At 39.3% G+C, this 14,310-nt stretch carries 17 protein-coding genes and 1 riboswitch; of the genes, 6 read left to right on the plus strand and 11 right to left on the minus strand.

The features are described 5' to 3' along the window. Positions 1-30 precede the first annotated feature (30 nt). The gene (locus tag IHV10_RS16770) at positions 31-300 is read left to right on the plus strand and encodes a DUF3055 domain-containing protein (protein ID WP_197132069.1); all 270 of its coding nucleotides are present in this window, start codon (positions 31-33) and stop codon (positions 298-300) included. Positions 301-393: 93 nt separating this feature from the next. Then, positions 394-690 (plus strand): hypothetical protein, encoded by a 297-nt coding sequence (locus IHV10_RS16775; RefSeq protein ID WP_225218678.1) that lies wholly within the window; start codon positions 394-396, stop codon positions 688-690. Positions 691-770: 80 nt separating this feature from the next. Here the strand turns inward: IHV10_RS16775 and IHV10_RS16780 are convergent, their stop codons facing one another. Beyond that, a complete protein-coding gene (locus IHV10_RS16780) occupies positions 771-1,046 on the minus strand; it encodes a YutD family protein (protein ID WP_066238928.1) in 276 nt (91 codons plus the stop codon). A gap of 121 nt (positions 1,047-1,167) precedes the next feature. Here IHV10_RS16780 and IHV10_RS16785 point away from each other — a divergent pair, with 121 nt between their 5' ends. Next, a complete protein-coding gene (locus tag IHV10_RS16785; RefSeq protein WP_197132071.1) occupies positions 1,168-1,779 on the plus strand; it encodes a YhcN/YlaJ family sporulation lipoprotein in 612 nt (203 codons plus the stop codon). 40 nt (positions 1,780-1,819) lie between these two features. Here the strand turns inward: IHV10_RS16785 and lipA are convergent, their stop codons facing one another. Continuing rightward, positions 1,820-2,704: a lipoyl synthase gene (lipA, locus tag IHV10_RS16790; RefSeq protein WP_197132073.1), complete on the minus strand. Its 885-nt coding sequence runs from the start codon at positions 2,702-2,704 to the stop codon at positions 1,820-1,822. A gap of 205 nt (positions 2,705-2,909) precedes the next feature. On the opposite strand from lipA, the gene IHV10_RS16795 reads away from it, so the two are divergent. Beyond that, the gene (locus IHV10_RS16795) at positions 2,910-3,911 is read left to right on the plus strand and encodes a M23 family metallopeptidase (protein ID WP_197132075.1); all 1,002 of its coding nucleotides are present in this window, start codon (positions 2,910-2,912) and stop codon (positions 3,909-3,911) included. A 141-nt stretch (positions 3,912-4,052) separates the two neighbouring features. Here IHV10_RS16795 and IHV10_RS16800 read toward each other — a convergent pair whose 3' ends face one another. The 6 genes from IHV10_RS16800 to IHV10_RS16825 form a co-directional block, all read right to left on the minus strand. Continuing rightward, complete coding sequence (locus IHV10_RS16800) at positions 4,053-4,157, minus strand: methionine/alanine import family NSS transporter small subunit (RefSeq protein ID WP_137791787.1); 105 nt, start codon at positions 4,155-4,157, stop codon at positions 4,053-4,055. A gap of 1 nt (position 4,158) precedes the next feature. Continuing rightward, positions 4,159-5,661: a sodium-dependent transporter gene (locus IHV10_RS16805; RefSeq protein WP_197132077.1), complete on the minus strand. Its 1,503-nt coding sequence runs from the start codon at positions 5,659-5,661 to the stop codon at positions 4,159-4,161. 190 nt (positions 5,662-5,851) lie between these two features. Continuing rightward, a complete protein-coding gene (locus tag IHV10_RS16810) occupies positions 5,852-7,441 on the minus strand; it encodes a Na+/H+ antiporter NhaC family protein (protein WP_197132080.1) in 1,590 nt (529 codons plus the stop codon). Between the two features lie 142 nt (positions 7,442-7,583). Next, positions 7,584-7,766: riboswitch (Lysine riboswitch) on the minus strand. A 104-nt stretch (positions 7,767-7,870) separates the two neighbouring features. Then, positions 7,871-8,710 carry a sporulation protein YunB gene (yunB, locus tag IHV10_RS16815; RefSeq protein WP_197132083.1) on the minus strand — a complete coding sequence of 280 codons (840 nt, stop codon included), beginning with the start codon at positions 8,708-8,710 and terminating at the stop codon, positions 7,871-7,873. 72 nt (positions 8,711-8,782) lie between these two features. Then, positions 8,783-9,259, minus strand: a complete 477-nt coding sequence (locus tag IHV10_RS16820; protein WP_197132086.1) for a dihydrofolate reductase — start codon at positions 9,257-9,259, stop codon at positions 8,783-8,785. Beyond that, the gene (locus IHV10_RS16825) at positions 9,256-10,050 is read right to left on the minus strand and encodes a thymidylate synthase (protein ID WP_197132090.1); all 795 of its coding nucleotides are present in this window, start codon (positions 10,048-10,050) and stop codon (positions 9,256-9,258) included. The genes IHV10_RS16820 and IHV10_RS16825 overlap by 4 nt, the downstream gene beginning before the upstream one ends. 123 nt (positions 10,051-10,173) lie before the next feature. Between IHV10_RS16825 and IHV10_RS16830 the strand changes: the two genes are divergently transcribed. After that, a complete protein-coding gene (locus IHV10_RS16830; RefSeq protein WP_066397323.1) occupies positions 10,174-10,476 on the plus strand; it encodes a YunC family protein in 303 nt (100 codons plus the stop codon). Positions 10,477-10,925: 449 nt separating this feature from the next. Here the strand turns inward: IHV10_RS16830 and IHV10_RS16835 are convergent, their stop codons facing one another. Next, positions 10,926-11,768 (minus strand): DUF72 domain-containing protein, encoded by an 843-nt coding sequence (locus IHV10_RS16835; protein ID WP_197132093.1) that lies wholly within the window; start codon positions 11,766-11,768, stop codon positions 10,926-10,928. Between the two features lie 24 nt (positions 11,769-11,792). Then, positions 11,793-12,539 (minus strand): oxygen-insensitive NADPH nitroreductase, encoded by a 747-nt coding sequence (gene nfsA, locus IHV10_RS16840; RefSeq protein ID WP_197132096.1) that lies wholly within the window; start codon positions 12,537-12,539, stop codon positions 11,793-11,795. A 297-nt stretch (positions 12,540-12,836) separates the two neighbouring features. Here nfsA and modA point away from each other — a divergent pair, with 297 nt between their 5' ends. Further along, a complete protein-coding gene (modA, locus tag IHV10_RS16845; RefSeq protein ID WP_197132097.1) occupies positions 12,837-13,625 on the plus strand; it encodes a molybdate ABC transporter substrate-binding protein in 789 nt (262 codons plus the stop codon). 295 nt (positions 13,626-13,920) lie between these two features. On the opposite strand, the gene IHV10_RS16850 is transcribed toward modA, so the two are convergent. Further along, positions 13,921-14,181, minus strand: coding sequence for a hypothetical protein (locus IHV10_RS16850; protein WP_197132099.1), 261 nt, complete (start codon positions 14,179-14,181; stop codon positions 13,921-13,923). Positions 14,182-14,310 lie beyond the last annotated feature (129 nt).

Raw genomic sequence — 14,310 nt, forward strand, 5'->3', positions numbered from 1 at the left:
AAATTTTGCTTAGTACGAAGGAGGAACAAAATGAACGAGGAAACATTTTTCTTATATGATGATAAAGAAACAACAGAAACGCGCTTTGTAAGCTTCATGGGACGAAATACTCGCTTTGATCTTGCCATCACCAAAACAACAAGACATTACGGTAAAGCTTTAGTTCTGAACATGTTAGGCAGTACGTATGCCATCATCGGTCAAGATGACCTAGAAGAAGAGGGCTATTTAGAACACGCGTTTAATCTAACTGAAGAAGACGCGATGGAGCTTCGTGAATTTTTAGCTGAAGTTGTTTAAGATGTAATCAAAATGTACCAAAAAAGAATCATGCTTTCTTGGAGACACTTTAGATAAGGATACTTTTCTTATCCTAAAATGACCGAAGAGAGGATGGTTTTTTTGTTCGAAAAAGAAAAAGAACAATATACCGATTTTTCGAATGTAGAGACTGGTCGTAATTACGTACTTCCTGAGGATTTACCTGAAGGTCCGTACGGCTCTCCAATCAAGAGAGCTTTAGGAAAATCGACTCCTTGGAGAGAAGAACAGCGTTATTATAGTGCCTTTAACTATGAAAACAAAACCCTTCATGAAGGTCTGGAAAGACAAGATCCTGGTGCTCATCCCACACACGATGATCCAGAATATCATACGGAAAAGCCTTATGAAGATTCTAGAGGCTCGTAAAGTAACCTTGGTGACTTTTTAATAGCCTTTACGTCAAATTTAAGATCATCGCTAAGACAAAGAAAAACCCCTGAATTTTCTCAGGGGTTTACTTTTTTGACTACAAAATACGGACAACCGAAATTACAATATTCGTAAATGTACTCCGGCAGTGTACTGATCTTCGTATCAAACGTAGCCTTTTCATGATTGTCTTCAAAGAATCCACGAAGTCGAAGCTGTTCGTAACCGAGATCACCAACAATATAATCGTATTTATGTAATATTTCACTATAGCGCGCTTTAAATTGTTCCTCGTTAAAGGCTTCTCGTACATCTTCAATCACTTCATAGGAATAATTACCAACTGTAATCAAAAATGCTTCACCTCGTTTCCTGATACTTATTTTACCATGCTTGTACTCGTTTCAGCCAACAATTTCTTCGTAAAGATCTTCCCATTTAAGGCACTCTATAGAATAAGGAGGTGAAACACCTGTGAAAAAATTAGGAATGTTCTTATTGATATGCTTGATGCTCGCTGGATGCGGCGGCGGTGATCAGAAAAAGATGGGACAAGAATATAAATTTTCTAAAACCAATGTAAAAGATGAGAATCGAATTGGCAACAACATGAACTATGGGGACTTTGGATATATGCGTCATATGTCGGGGGACAAAGTAAAAACAGGAAATGCGGTTCCATACTTAAATCGCCAAAAGCTTGCTGATATGATCTCTGATATGGTCCTTCAACTACCGGATATTAAAGATGTCGGTACATTAGTTACGGATGAAGAGGTACTGATCGGCTACAAAACAACAAACAAGGATCGAAACGCAGCTGCTGACCAAGTAAAGATGACTGGATTCTCTGTCGTTCCAAGATATTATCACGTCTACGTATCTGACGAAAAAGGAATGATTGATAAGATCGAACAATATCAATCACTAAATAATGATACGGAACAGATCGAAGGCATCATGGACACGTTAATCCAACAAATGAAAAAAGCGCCTCAAGGTAAGAAGTGGAACTATGGGGAAAATGAAAACGGTGAGATGAACGGCGAAACAAACAATATGCGTAGTGAAATGGAAGGCAAATAAAAAACCAGAAGCAGATCGTTGCTTCTGGTTCTCTTATTTTTTAGCTGTTTTGTGCAGCTGCGTTTACTTGCTCATCAGCATGGTAAGAAGAACGCACAAGCGGTCCAGACTCACAATGCTTGAATCCTTTAGAGAACGCGATATCACGCAGCTCTTTAAACTCATCTGGTGTATAGTATTTTTGTACTTTTAAATGTTTCTTAGTAGGTTGTAGATATTGACCGATCGTCATGATATCTACGTTATTTGCACGTAAGTCATCCATCGTTTCTACAATTTCATCCCACGTCTCACCTAACCCGATCATTAGACTGGACTTAGTTGGGATGTTAGCATTCATTTCTTTTGCACGACGCAAGAACTCCATTGTTCTGTCATACGTAGCACGTGCACGAACTCTCGGAGAAAGACGTCTCACCGTTTCAATATTGTGGTTCATAATATCTGGTTTTGCATCCATCAATGTTTTCAGTGCATCAAAATCACCTAACATGTCAGATGGAAGGACTTCGATGGAACAGAATGGATTACGAGCACGTACAGCACGAACGGTTTCGGCGAATACATGAGCACCGCCATCTTTAAGGTCATCACGCGCAACCGCTGTGATTACAACGTGTTTTAAACCCATTTGCTCAACAGATTCTGCAACGCGTTCTGGCTCTTGTAGATCAAGTTCTGTCGGTAATCCTGTTTTAACGGCACAAAAACGGCAAGCACGTGTACAGATATCTCCAAGAATCATGAAAGTAGCCGTTTTTCGAACAGCCCAACATTCATGGATATTTGGACATTTTGCTTCTTCACATACCGTATGTAGCTTTTTCTCACGCATCATTTTTTTAAGTTCTTTATAATTTTCATTCGTGTTTAGCTTTATTTTTAACCACTCGGGTTTACGTACATATTCTTCTTTCTTTGCCATCATCATCACCCCAAATTTTCTTGGTCTTTCGTATAATGAACGTTCGTATTTTAGTTTCTACTTAAACATTATTGTCCCCTCAATACTCTACCATACGACAGGGTAAAATTCCAAACATGAGTTTTTTCCAACATTTTTCCTTCATGTTTTTTCTTAACTTCAACAAACTATAGATAAATGATAAGAAAGGAGTGGATTGGGACGCATGAGGAAATTTTCAGTCCTGTTCCTCACTCTGACAGCCCTTCTAATAACCTTTCTTCCAGAAAGCAGGAGCACGGCCGCAGAGCGATATACGAAAGAAGATGTGGAAAGGCTTAGCCTCTATAAAAAAATGGAGTCCGTTACTCTCATTCCATGGCACTACTTTGCAGGCGTAGACCAATATGAAAGAAGCGTGAGAAAAGCGAGAAGAGATCTACCTGCCAGAAAAGGATTAGTCGGCATTTACTTTTCTCCTTTACAATGGTCTGGACCGATCAACCCTACTATGGACGATACGAACCCTGAACGTATTTCTATGTTTGGTGGCATCGGAAAAGACGGTAACAACGACGGAATTGCAGATCGAAACAACGATGAAGATATTTTATATACATTTAGTGAGATCATTCAAAAGCATGGGCATGATATAGAGAATTTCAGAATCGGCCTTTGGAGCTATTACCAGCGTGATAAAGCCGTGGATATTATTATGGAAAACGCGAAGATCTATGAGACCTATGGAACCGTTTCTCTAGACAAACACAGCTTTATCGTTCCATTAAGATCAAACTATAGTTACCGAAGCACTTGGGGAGACCGACGCGGCTTTGGTGGATTACGTATCCATGAAGGCACAGATATCTTTGCAGATTATGGAGTTCCGGTAAAAGCCGTTTCATACGGAATTGTTGAAATTAAAGGATGGAACCGTTTTGGCGGATGGAGAATCGGTGTCCGTGATATCAATAATGTGTATCATTATTACGCCCATTTAGGCAGCTTTAATAAAACAATTGAAAAAGGATCTATCGTCGAACCCGGAACTGTGCTTGGTTATGTGGGCAGCTCAGGCTACGGTCCTCCAGGAACATCAGGAAAATTCCCTCCTCATTTGCACTTTGGTATGTACCGTGACAACGGATATACGGAATGGGCATTCGATCCATACCCTTATTTAAAAGCATGGGAACGTCAGGAGCGCATTAGCAACAGGCGAAGATAAGATAAATGGTGGCAAAGTTGAAAAAGAAGCTTGAGGGCTTCTTTTTTATATGGCGCTCGTAAATCTCGAGCCTTGCTCTGGTTTACGAGCGCCATCATAAGAAAAAAGCTGATTCTTCAATTGAAGAACCAGCTTCACCCTTTATTTCTTTCTCGAAACGCGAACCACGTTTGCAATACTCGCTAGGAGGCCGCCCCATAGGATAACCATGCCAATCACCATCATTGTAATCGCACTGCCTGTCATATTAGCTGACCTCCTTTTTCTCTACTGCCACTTCAGATTTCCACTTCACTAGACCGAGTACGATGCCGAGTACGATTACGCCAACTGCCACGGCTACACCATACGTAAGGATCAGTTCTGTAGGATAACCTTCATAGTTTTCTGCAAGGTTTTGTTTAATGTTATCAAACATCATGTAACCAAGAAGGATTGGTGTGATCACACCTAGACAAACCTTCCACCATAAACCTGTTCGTAAGTCAGAGATGGCGTTCGCATGGTTTTGAAGTCCAGCCAATTGTCTGACGAACCAAGCAACAATGACTACTTCTACAAGACCTGCTAAAGTGATACCGAAGTTGTTGATGAAGTAATCCACGATATCAAGCATGTATAGTCCGCCTTTTGTAGCGAAAAGTAATGAGATAACAGATGCTACTCCTCCACCCATCAATACAGCTTTTGTTCTAGAAATGCCAAACTTATCTTGTAATGCAGACACATACGTTTCAACGATCGAGATCAACGATGTCATACCAGCGAATACAAGGGTTAAGAAGAAGATTGTTCCAAAGAAGGCATTTCCGCCTGGGAACTCATTAATAATTGCTGGGAATACTTCAAAGGCTAGTCCGATTCCGCCTTTTACAACTTCATCAACCGGCAGACCTTGTTGCATCGCCATGAATCCTAAAGCGGCAAATACACCAATACCTGCAAGTAGTTCGAATCCTGAGTTTGCGAAACCTGTAATAAATGCATTATTGTTAATATCTGATTTCTTAGGCAGATAGCTTGAGTACGTTACCATAATTGCAAATGCGATCGATAATGAGAAGAAAATCTGACCGTAAGCTGCTACCCACACCTTACCATTATTCATCATGCTCCAATCAGGTGTGAAGAATGTGTTCAAACCTTGAGCAGCTCCATCGAGCGTTACGGCACGAATAACAATTAACGTAAACATAATAACTAAAGCTGGAATAAAAATTTTGTTAAAACGCTCGATTCCTTTCGATACACCTTTATAAAGAACAAGAAGTGTAACGACCCACACGATTAGAAGTGCGATCAGAATACCTGGTACGATACCACCCAAGTCACCAGGCGTCTTGCTTAATTGAAGGACTTCACCGTAGAAGAAGTCAGAAGGCTTGTCTCCCCAAGTTAAATTTAATGAGTAAATAGAATACTTAATGGCCCAAGCGATGATAACCGCGTAATAAGTAGAAATAACAAACGCTACAAATACTTGCCACCATCCTAGCCACTCCGCTTTTTTGTGAAGTCGGAAATAAGAAAGTGGAGCAGATCCACGGTACTTATGACCTAGCGTAAATTCTAGGATTAGTAAGGGAATCCCTGCCGTTAAAAGTGCTATAAGATATGGGATGAAGAATGCTCCTCCACCGTTCTCATAAGCAACTGCTGGAAATCTCCAGATATTGCCTAGGCCGATTGCTGAGCCGACCGCTGCTAATATAAACCCATAGCGGCTTCCCCATTGCTGCCTATTTTCCATTGTTGTATCCCCCTTTTTATGAAGTCGAAAAGTTTACAATTGTTACTTTTTTCTGATAATTCTGTGTTCAGTATATTACAAAACATGAAAACCTGTCAAAATGTTTTTAGTTATTTTGTCGGAATAAGGGGGAAAAAGTCGTATAAATATAAGAAAAAGTGCCTGGTTAACTACCAGACACTTTCAAAAATTAAGCCTTTAAAGATTGATCACTAATGCTATTTTTACTAGATACTTTTTTAATTATGAAGAGCGCTAAGATAAATATTATAGCAGATGCGAAGAGGCCGACCCAAACACTTTCTGTGAACCCAAGGGCAAGATAACCAACGGCAGACACTCCAGCAGCCACTAGGCTATAAGGAAGCTGGGTCATGACGTGATCAATGTGATGACTTCCCGCTCCTGTTGAAGAAAGGATGGTAGTATCTGATATTGGGGAACAATGGTCACCAAAAACAGATCCCGCTAGTACTGCAGCAAGAACAGGAAGCATTAACTCAATATTTGTAGAAGCTGAAATTTCTGCTGCGATCGGCAGCATTACTCCAAATGTACCCCATGAAGTTCCTGTCGCAAAAGCCATTAGCCCTGACAGTACAAAAAGAACAAACGGCAGATAAGCTAAATTCATATGCTGATCAACTAACCCTGCTAGATACGTCCCTGTTCCTAAGCTATCGATGATAGAGATGATCGTCCATGCAAAAAGCAAGATCGTAACAGCACCGATCATAGACTGAATACCGCGTCCCAGTCCTTTTCCTAAGGATGCAGCACCCATCTTCTTTGGAAGGAAGAACAATATAGCAGAAGCTAAACCAAGCAGACCACCATATACTAATGATTTTGGTACATCGGTATTCTCAAAAATAGATAAAAGTGTGATGGCCGTTGGTTCTTCTAGCCCCTTCACATTTTGAATACCTGTATAGATCATGAATCCAACCGTAGAAATAATCAAGATTACGATTGGCCAAACAAGGTCTCCTACTTTTCCTTTGTCACTTTCTTCGAGCTTAATACCTTCTCCGATTGCAGCTTTTTTATCAGCTGCAATCACTTCTCCTGTAGCAAGAGCTGTTTCCTCATGTTTTTTCATCGGTCCAAAATCAAGTTGAAAATACGCTACAGCAAATACTAGGATTAACGCAAACACTGCATAAAAATTCATTGGAATCATTTGAATAAAAGCACTAAACGCAGACATATTTGTGATCTCATGTGTAGCAAAGATCGTTCCGATAATACCGATAATGTACGCGCCCCAACTTGAAACAGGTGAGATTACACACACTGGCGCTGCAGTTGAATCAAGGTAATATGCCAGTTTCGCACGCGAGATGCGATGTCGGTCAGTAATAGGTCTACTTACATTTCCGACAGCCAACGAATTAAAATAGTCATCAATAAAAATGACGAGTCCAAACACAACCGTTAAAAGCTGTGCACCTCTTCTCGTTTTCACTCTAGAAATGGCCCACTCTCCAAAAGCTCGGCTTCCACCTGCTAAAGAGATAATGCTCGTCATCATTCCTAAGATTAATAAGAACAGAAGAATATAAACATTCCACTCATTTAATGCACCGTCTGAAATAAAGTGCCCTTTCACAATCGTACCAATTTCTTTCAGTGTAGCCACAATACTAAAATCGTGAAGCAATAGGGCTCCCGCTAGGATCCCAGCTCCTAATGAGACTAACACTCTTCGTGTTAGAACAACCATCAAGATTGCCAATACGGGTGGTATTAACGAATAAATCGAATTCTCAAATTCCATGATGTTCCTCCTTCTTTTATTTAGCCATCGATATTGAGGAGTTCTTACAGGACGTTGAGGAAAAAAGGACAAAATAAAAAGCGATCAATAGACAAGGAAATAACCTGCTATCAATCACTTAAGTAATTTATGGTTTTCCTCATCGATCAGTAGTCCTCCACTGCTTTTAATTCCCAAGCAGTGACAGTTTTACACTTGTTTAGTGTAAACCCAGCAAAAGTGAACAGACGGTTTACTTTTGCTTCGGCGGAAGTTCCTTTCCTTTTTCTTCACAGACGTCACTCTCTGAAAAAGTACTTATAAAATCCGCTCCTCTACCCCATCGGTGATAGGCTTAAAGACATATAAAATTTTAAATTCAATTTCAATTATAACAAACTAGGACGAATGGTCAACCTAAACAGGATTTGTTAAATGAAGGAAATATATTTATTCTGCTGCTTCTTCCCCACTTGTGTCTTCTGATGGACTATCTTCAGAAGGCTCCAATTCATCATGAGATTCCTTTTCTTTTAAGTCTGGTGTAATCGGCACAGTCGGCTGAATAGGATCTCCAGATTGATTATAATAGACAGGGACTTCCCCTTTAATAAACTGTGCTGTTATCTTTATTGGTCTTTTTACAACTGTCGTTTCTGTCGCAAAAGGAATAACGATCCTCGTTTTCACTGTGACTACAATATCAATATTGATCCACGTATTGTTGATCCCTGAATTCTCTATTTTCTCTTCGATATCTGTGTTCGCTTCACCAATCAACATAAATTTTATAGGAATTTTCGGCCCTAAGTTAGCTAGGAGAGAGTTTCTTGTTGCTTGCCCAAGAGGTATTTCCATAATAACACCCGGTTCGTTCTTATAGGCTGTTATTCCTAACTCATCATTGGTTATTACTTCGTGTGCTTTTCCTTCTTCTATTTCCTTCAGGTATTTTTGAACGACTTTTTGTGACTGGTTGGCAACCTGGTTGACTACACTCTGATTGATTCCAGCAAAGACGACATTTCCTTCTGTATCGGTCTTATATTCGATGATGTCATTCATTTCCGAAGGCCCTAAAATTTCATTGTCGATCGCTTCACTTATTGCAAGTGCGGCGATTTCTTCCGTTTTCTTTTGAGCAATCAACATAAGTGTTGGTTCGATCCCTTTGTTTACAAGCCATAGCCCTTGAATCGTTATAAATGTAAACAGAATAAATGAGATCAATAGTACAAATCGGAATGGAAGTGGCCCTTTTCGAAGTTTCATTTTTCTACGCTTAAGCAAAAGGTAACCCCCCTTTATCTACATATACATATGTATGCAGACAAGAGGGGGGCTCATTCAAACTTTATGGTTTTAATTTTTTTCGTAGACTACAAAATCGTGATGATATTTGTTCTTTTCATCTACAACACCTGGTTTACGGGAAACTTCCTTCCATTCCTCACGATTGATTTCTGGAAAAAACGTATCAGCATCAAAGGTGTGGTGGATCTCTGTGACATACAAGCGATCTGCAACAGGCATGAACAGCTTAAAGATCTCCGTTCCCCCGATCACACATAGTTCTTCTGTTTCTTTTTGAATGACTTCGTCGACAGAATGAACGACCGTCGTTCCCTCAGCTTGATACTGCTCATCTCTTGTTACCACGATATTCTCTCGACCAGGCAAAGGCTTTCCTATGGATTCATATGTTTTACGACCCATCACGATCGGCTTTCCCATCGTTACGTTTTTAAAATGCTTGAGATCGTTAGGCAAGTACCACGGTAGATCATTGTCTTTACCGATCGCGCGATTTTCATCCATCGCTACAACAAACGAGATCATACGCTCACCACGCCTTTAATGTGTGGATGCGCCTCATAGTCTACAAGCTCAAAGTCATCGTAAGTGAAATCAAAAATACTCGTCACGTTTGGATTAATCTTCATCTTCGGAAGCGGCTTTGGCTCACGAGTGAGCTGCAGCTCTACTTGTTCAAGGTGATTGGTGTAGATGTGTGCGTCCCCAACAGTGTGAACGAATTCTCCTGGTTTAAGTCCGGTCACTTGAGCCACCATCATCGTTAACAAAGCATATGACGCAATATTAAAAGGCACACCTAAGAAACTGTCTGCTGAGCGCTGATAAAGCTGACAGGAGAGCTTTCCATCCGCAACATAAAATTGAAACAATAAATGACATGGGGGCAGCGCCATATTCGGAATATCAGAAGGATTCCATGCAGAGACGATTAATCGTCTTGAATCTGGATTCTTCTTGATGTCTTCAATTACGTTTGATATCTGATCGATCGTCTCACCGTTCGGAGCAGACCATGAGCGCCACTGATGTCCATAAACAGGCCCTAGGTTTCCATCTTCATCGGCCCACTCATCCCAAATCCGTACACCGTTTTCTTTTAAATAAGCAATATTTGTGTCGCCTTTTAAGAACCAAAGCAATTCATGAATAATCGATTTTAAATGCAGCTTTTTAGTCGTAACAAGCGGAAAGCCTTTCTGTAGGTCAAACCTCATCTGACGACCGAACACAGAAACGGTCCCCGTGCCTGTCCGATCCTCTTTTTTCGTACCGTTATGTAGAATATCTTGAAGAAAATCCAGATATTGTTTCATCCCTCATCGCCTCCTATTTTTCTTTTAATCGTATCATACGAAAAGTCATAAAAATAGCTTCAACACCTAACACTTTTTCCCTTCTATACACATAAAAATAATAGTGAAGAAAGGAGTGGAAGCATGTTAGAGATGAACCCGATCTTAATCGAAGGACATCCGTTTACCGCTGTCACCCTTCGTTTGCCAAAAACGAATTTTATGGCTGTATTCAACGACAATGGATATATCATGTGTGGGGCACTTGACGTAGCTCTTTTAAACGAAAAGTTAGCAGACCGTAAAATTATCGCAGGACGCGCTGTTGGAGTAAGAACAATCGAACAGCTGCTGGATGCACCTTTAGAATCTATTACTCTTGAAGCAAAAGAAAAAGGTATTGAAGTTGGTATGCAAGGGCGAAAAGCACTTTTAAAAATGATTTAGAGCATTTTATCGGCGAGATTTGAAATATATCGGCCAAAAATCATTTATATCGGCAACTTTTCAAATATATCGGCGAAAAATGAAATATATCGACATTTGCAATAAAACGACAACACCCTCTGCCAAAATGGCAGAGGGTGTTTCATTATGCTTTAAAACGATCTCTTGTTATTTTTAATGAAATAAGATTAATGCATAAGACCAAGGATAAGAACTGTATGCGCTTCGCATCATTGATATATATGTAGACACATAATAAGTAAACGCCACTGATGATAAAGGCAATTTGTAAGCAGTACATCATCTGAATCAATTTTTTGAAATTCAAAGTGATCCCCACTTTCTTTATCCAGTTCACGATATTTCGTTCACCCTATTAGTATATCAGTCTACCTTGAAAAATGAATCGTTTCCTTCTTTTTGAAATGGATTTGTAATATAAGGAAAACTCAGAAAAGATCCAATTGCCTTGGAGCCAAAAAGTCGTATTGAATATCCAGAAGTTCAATCATCTGCTTCGCGTTATCGGCAGCATCTCCACCCGAATTATTGTTAAAAAGTATGGTTAGATCCTTCGTTTCTGAAGAAAGCTGTTGTATGCGCTCCCTCCATTCTTGAAGCTCTGTCTCATTATAACGATATAGATAACGTACTTCTCTCCAGTTCGGTTGACCTTGGTTGTTCCAACCATAAACGTTTCGGCCATGCATCCTAACAAGTGTCTTTTCCGAGGTTGTGTGCATGACGATTGGAATCGAGCCTTGTCCGGCTTGAGGTTCATCACAAATTGTATGAATCCAATTCTCTTCCCTAATAAATTGAAGCGTCTTCTCCTTCATTTCATCACTGAACCAGGTTTGATTACGAAACTCAAGAGCTAAAGGAATATCACCCATCATTTCTTTTGCATAGCGAAGCATCTGGACATTTTCTTTCTTACAATCAAACCACGGTGGATACTGAAACAAGACCATTTCAAGCTTGCCTGACGAGATGACAGGTTGAATAGACTCTATAAACGCCTCATACATTTCTTTGACAGATTCAAAAGGCAGCTTGCCTCTTGAATGTCCCGTCATCCCTTGATACGCCTTTACAACAAACGAAAAATCCTGTGGTGTAGAAGCTACCCACTTTTCATAGTTTTTGACAGGCTGTACCGCGTAAAAGGAAGAATCAACTTCTACAACAGGAAAGTGGCCGCTATATACAGCAAGCTTTTCTCTTGCAGGAGTACCATCTGGATAAAGAGAATCGTGATCTCCCCAGCCTGTTACACCGATTTTCATCATTCTTTGAAGTCACCTGCCTGTGAGTTACAATTTATTTAATCCTTTTGATCGGACAAATTCTTTCATATACGTTCGTTTAGGAGTCACCATCGACGCTGTGATCTGCGTGACCCAGCCTTCTGTACGTTTTCCGCCCGTTCTTTCTGTGTAATATGCAGCAGTTTCTTTTTCATACTGATCTAGGAGAGCTTCTGTTTCCTCAGAATTTTGGTATTGATTTTTATGGAAAACCGCTTCCATCGGTAAACGAGGCTTTTTCCCAGGTTCTGCGTCCGGATACCCTACCGCTACCCCAAACAACGGAAGTACATGGTCTGGGCAATCCAACAACGCTGAAACTTCCTGCAGTTGATTACGAATTCCCCCTATATAAACGATACCAAGTCCGAGAGACTCTGCCGCTACAGATAGGTTTTGTGCAGCAAGAGCGGCATCCACCGTTCCTACGATAAATGCTTCAGTGGATTGGATGGTTTCTTGAATATCTATTGTCTTCATGTTTGCTGCAATTGTATGACGGTTGTAATCCATACAAAAAACAAAGAAATATCCATTATCTGCAACATAAGACTGATTACCCGCAAGCTCAGCTAGTTTTTCTTTCTTTTCCCGGTCTTCTACTCCAATAATCGTACAAACTTGTTGATAGCTTGAAGTAGACGCAGCTTGAGCACATTGTACAAGTGTTTCAACCGTTTCATCATCTAACGGCTTGTCTTTAAACTTTCGAATCGATCGGTGAGCTAATATTGTTTCTATAATTTCGTTCATCACATAAGCTCCTTCTTTAAAGTTATGGTTGATTGCATTATATCTTTTTCGTATATAAAAAAGCGAACCATTTGAAGTCTTTATAATCTCTTCTTCTCATTAACGCAAAGAGATGGTATACTAATTTAGCGATGAGCTAATTGCATAAGACGAGATTGACGCGCCTTTTGGCAATGCACTATGTGGAGTGCTGTCTCTCGCCGCAATATACGCAAAAAAGACGTCCAATCGGGCGTCTTTTTTCTATATATTCTTACCTGACACTAAAAAAACAAAAGTTAAGTGAGGAGAGAGAAGATGAAGAAAAGTTATACAATTTTACTTCTAATCTGCTTGTTTGCAACATTATTATCTGCATGCTCAAAAAATGAATCATCAGAGTCAGCCAAAAAAGAATCTAATGTAGAATTAACAATTTCAGCTGCAGCCAGTCTACAAGATGTATTAAATAAAATTGCGACCCAATATGAAAAAGAAAATCCGAATGTCAGCATCACTTATAATTTCGGAGGCTCTGGTGCCCTTCAACAGCAAATCTCTAATGGTGCACCTGTTGATCTTTTTTTCTCTGCAGCAGAAGATAAATTTGACCAGCTTGTTAAAAAAGGCCTCATTGAAAAGGAACAAGGAACTGATCTTGTAGGAAATGAACTTGTCTTAGTCGTTGGGAAAGACTCACAAAACATCAAGCGTTTTGAAGATTTGATAAAGGTAAAAAAAATAGCGATTGGTACTCCTGAAACGGTTCCAGCAGGTCAATACGCCACAGAAACGCTAGAAAATTTGGAGTTATTAAAAGAAGTTGAAAAAAGAATCGTTTACGCAAAAGACGTTCGCCAAGTGCTTACATACGTAGAAACGGGTAATGTCGATGCTGGTATCGTTTATAAGACTGATGCGATGATCTCTTCTAAAGTCAAAGTAGCAGCTGTTGCTAAAGAAGATACTCATTCGCCTATCATCTATCCAGTCGGAGTAATAAAAGAGACTTCTCATAGAAAAGAAGCAGAGCAGTTCTATAAATATTTGCAAAAAGAAGAAACATTAAATACGTTTGAAAAGTTCGGTTTTAAAAAGGTTGAATAATCGTTCACTTACGAGCATGTAAACACAAAAAAGCCTTGGTGCAGTCTTACACCAAGGCTTTTCTTTATTAACCGATTGAACCTTCCATCTCGAACTTGATTAACGAAGACTTTCATAACATATTAAATAGATGTAAAAACTCTGTTAATTCAAGGTTTTCCATGTATTGATTTTTAAACTATTTCAATGCTTTTCAAATTCAGTTGGCACAAAGTTGGCACGAAGCCTTCCTTCTCCTAAGGATCTTAATTTAACCCTTTAACTTCCTTATGGCTTTTGCTTGTTAAACTTATTGTTAATGTTCAATTGATTTATGTTCCATAGATCTAGTAACAATTTCTGAATTACGATTCGTATTTAACACTGGCGTAACAGGTTTAAATAAATTCTTATCAACTTTATTAGTAATAATAAAGTTATACATATCCATATCCTGTTTGAATTTTACAGTTTTCAATGGTATTGCGATTAAAGTTAAAATAATGATCTCAAATATCGCTTTTTCACCTACTAACAGTATCCCTATTAATGGCATTGTCATTAACAGCTTTCTCAATGAAAAATCCCCCTATTTATATTTTCATAATTTTTCAAAAATAACCTGATTATATTTTACCACATTATTACAAATTTGATATCTACTATCCTTACCAGATTAAATTAAAAAACAAAAAGCACTCCTAAA

Origin of the sequence: Fictibacillus sp. 5RED26 (assembly GCF_015903895.1) — a bacterium.
GTDB classification, from domain to species: domain Bacteria; phylum Bacillota; class Bacilli; order Bacillales; family Fictibacillaceae; genus Fictibacillus; species Fictibacillus phosphorivorans.

What these genes read in the sequence shown, in the direction of transcription:
- IHV10_RS16770 (WP_197132069.1), top strand. Translation starts at nt 31, where the DNA reads ATGAACGAGGAAACATTTTTCTTATATGATGATAAAGAAACAACAGAA.
- IHV10_RS16775 (WP_225218678.1), top strand. Translation starts at nt 394, where the DNA reads ATGGTTTTTTTGTTCGAAAAAGAAAAAGAACAATATACCGATTTTTCG.
- lipA (WP_197132073.1), bottom strand. Translation starts at nt 2,704, where the DNA reads ATGGCAAAGAAAGAAGAATATGTACGTAAACCCGAGTGGTTAAAAATA.
- IHV10_RS16795 (WP_197132075.1), top strand. Translation starts at nt 2,910, where the DNA reads ATGAGGAAATTTTCAGTCCTGTTCCTCACTCTGACAGCCCTTCTAATA.
- IHV10_RS16800 (WP_137791787.1), bottom strand. Translation starts at nt 4,157, where the DNA reads ATGACAGGCAGTGCGATTACAATGATGGTGATTGGCATGGTTATCCTA.
- IHV10_RS16805 (WP_197132077.1), bottom strand. Translation starts at nt 5,661, where the DNA reads ATGGAAAATAGGCAGCAATGGGGAAGCCGCTATGGGTTTATATTAGCA.
- IHV10_RS16810 (WP_197132080.1), bottom strand. Translation starts at nt 7,441, where the DNA reads ATGGAATTTGAGAATTCGATTTATTCGTTAATACCACCCGTATTGGCA.
- IHV10_RS16820 (WP_197132086.1), bottom strand. Translation starts at nt 9,259, where the DNA reads ATGATCTCGTTTGTTGTAGCGATGGATGAAAATCGCGCGATCGGTAAA.
- IHV10_RS16825 (WP_197132090.1), bottom strand. Translation starts at nt 10,050, where the DNA reads ATGAAACAATATCTGGATTTTCTTCAAGATATTCTACATAACGGTACG.
- IHV10_RS16830 (WP_066397323.1), top strand. Translation starts at nt 10,174, where the DNA reads ATGTTAGAGATGAACCCGATCTTAATCGAAGGACATCCGTTTACCGCT.
- IHV10_RS16835 (WP_197132093.1), bottom strand. Translation starts at nt 11,768, where the DNA reads ATGATGAAAATCGGTGTAACAGGCTGGGGAGATCACGATTCTCTTTAT.
- nfsA (WP_197132096.1), bottom strand. Translation starts at nt 12,539, where the DNA reads ATGAACGAAATTATAGAAACAATATTAGCTCACCGATCGATTCGAAAG.
- modA (WP_197132097.1), top strand. Translation starts at nt 12,837, where the DNA reads ATGAAGAAAAGTTATACAATTTTACTTCTAATCTGCTTGTTTGCAACA.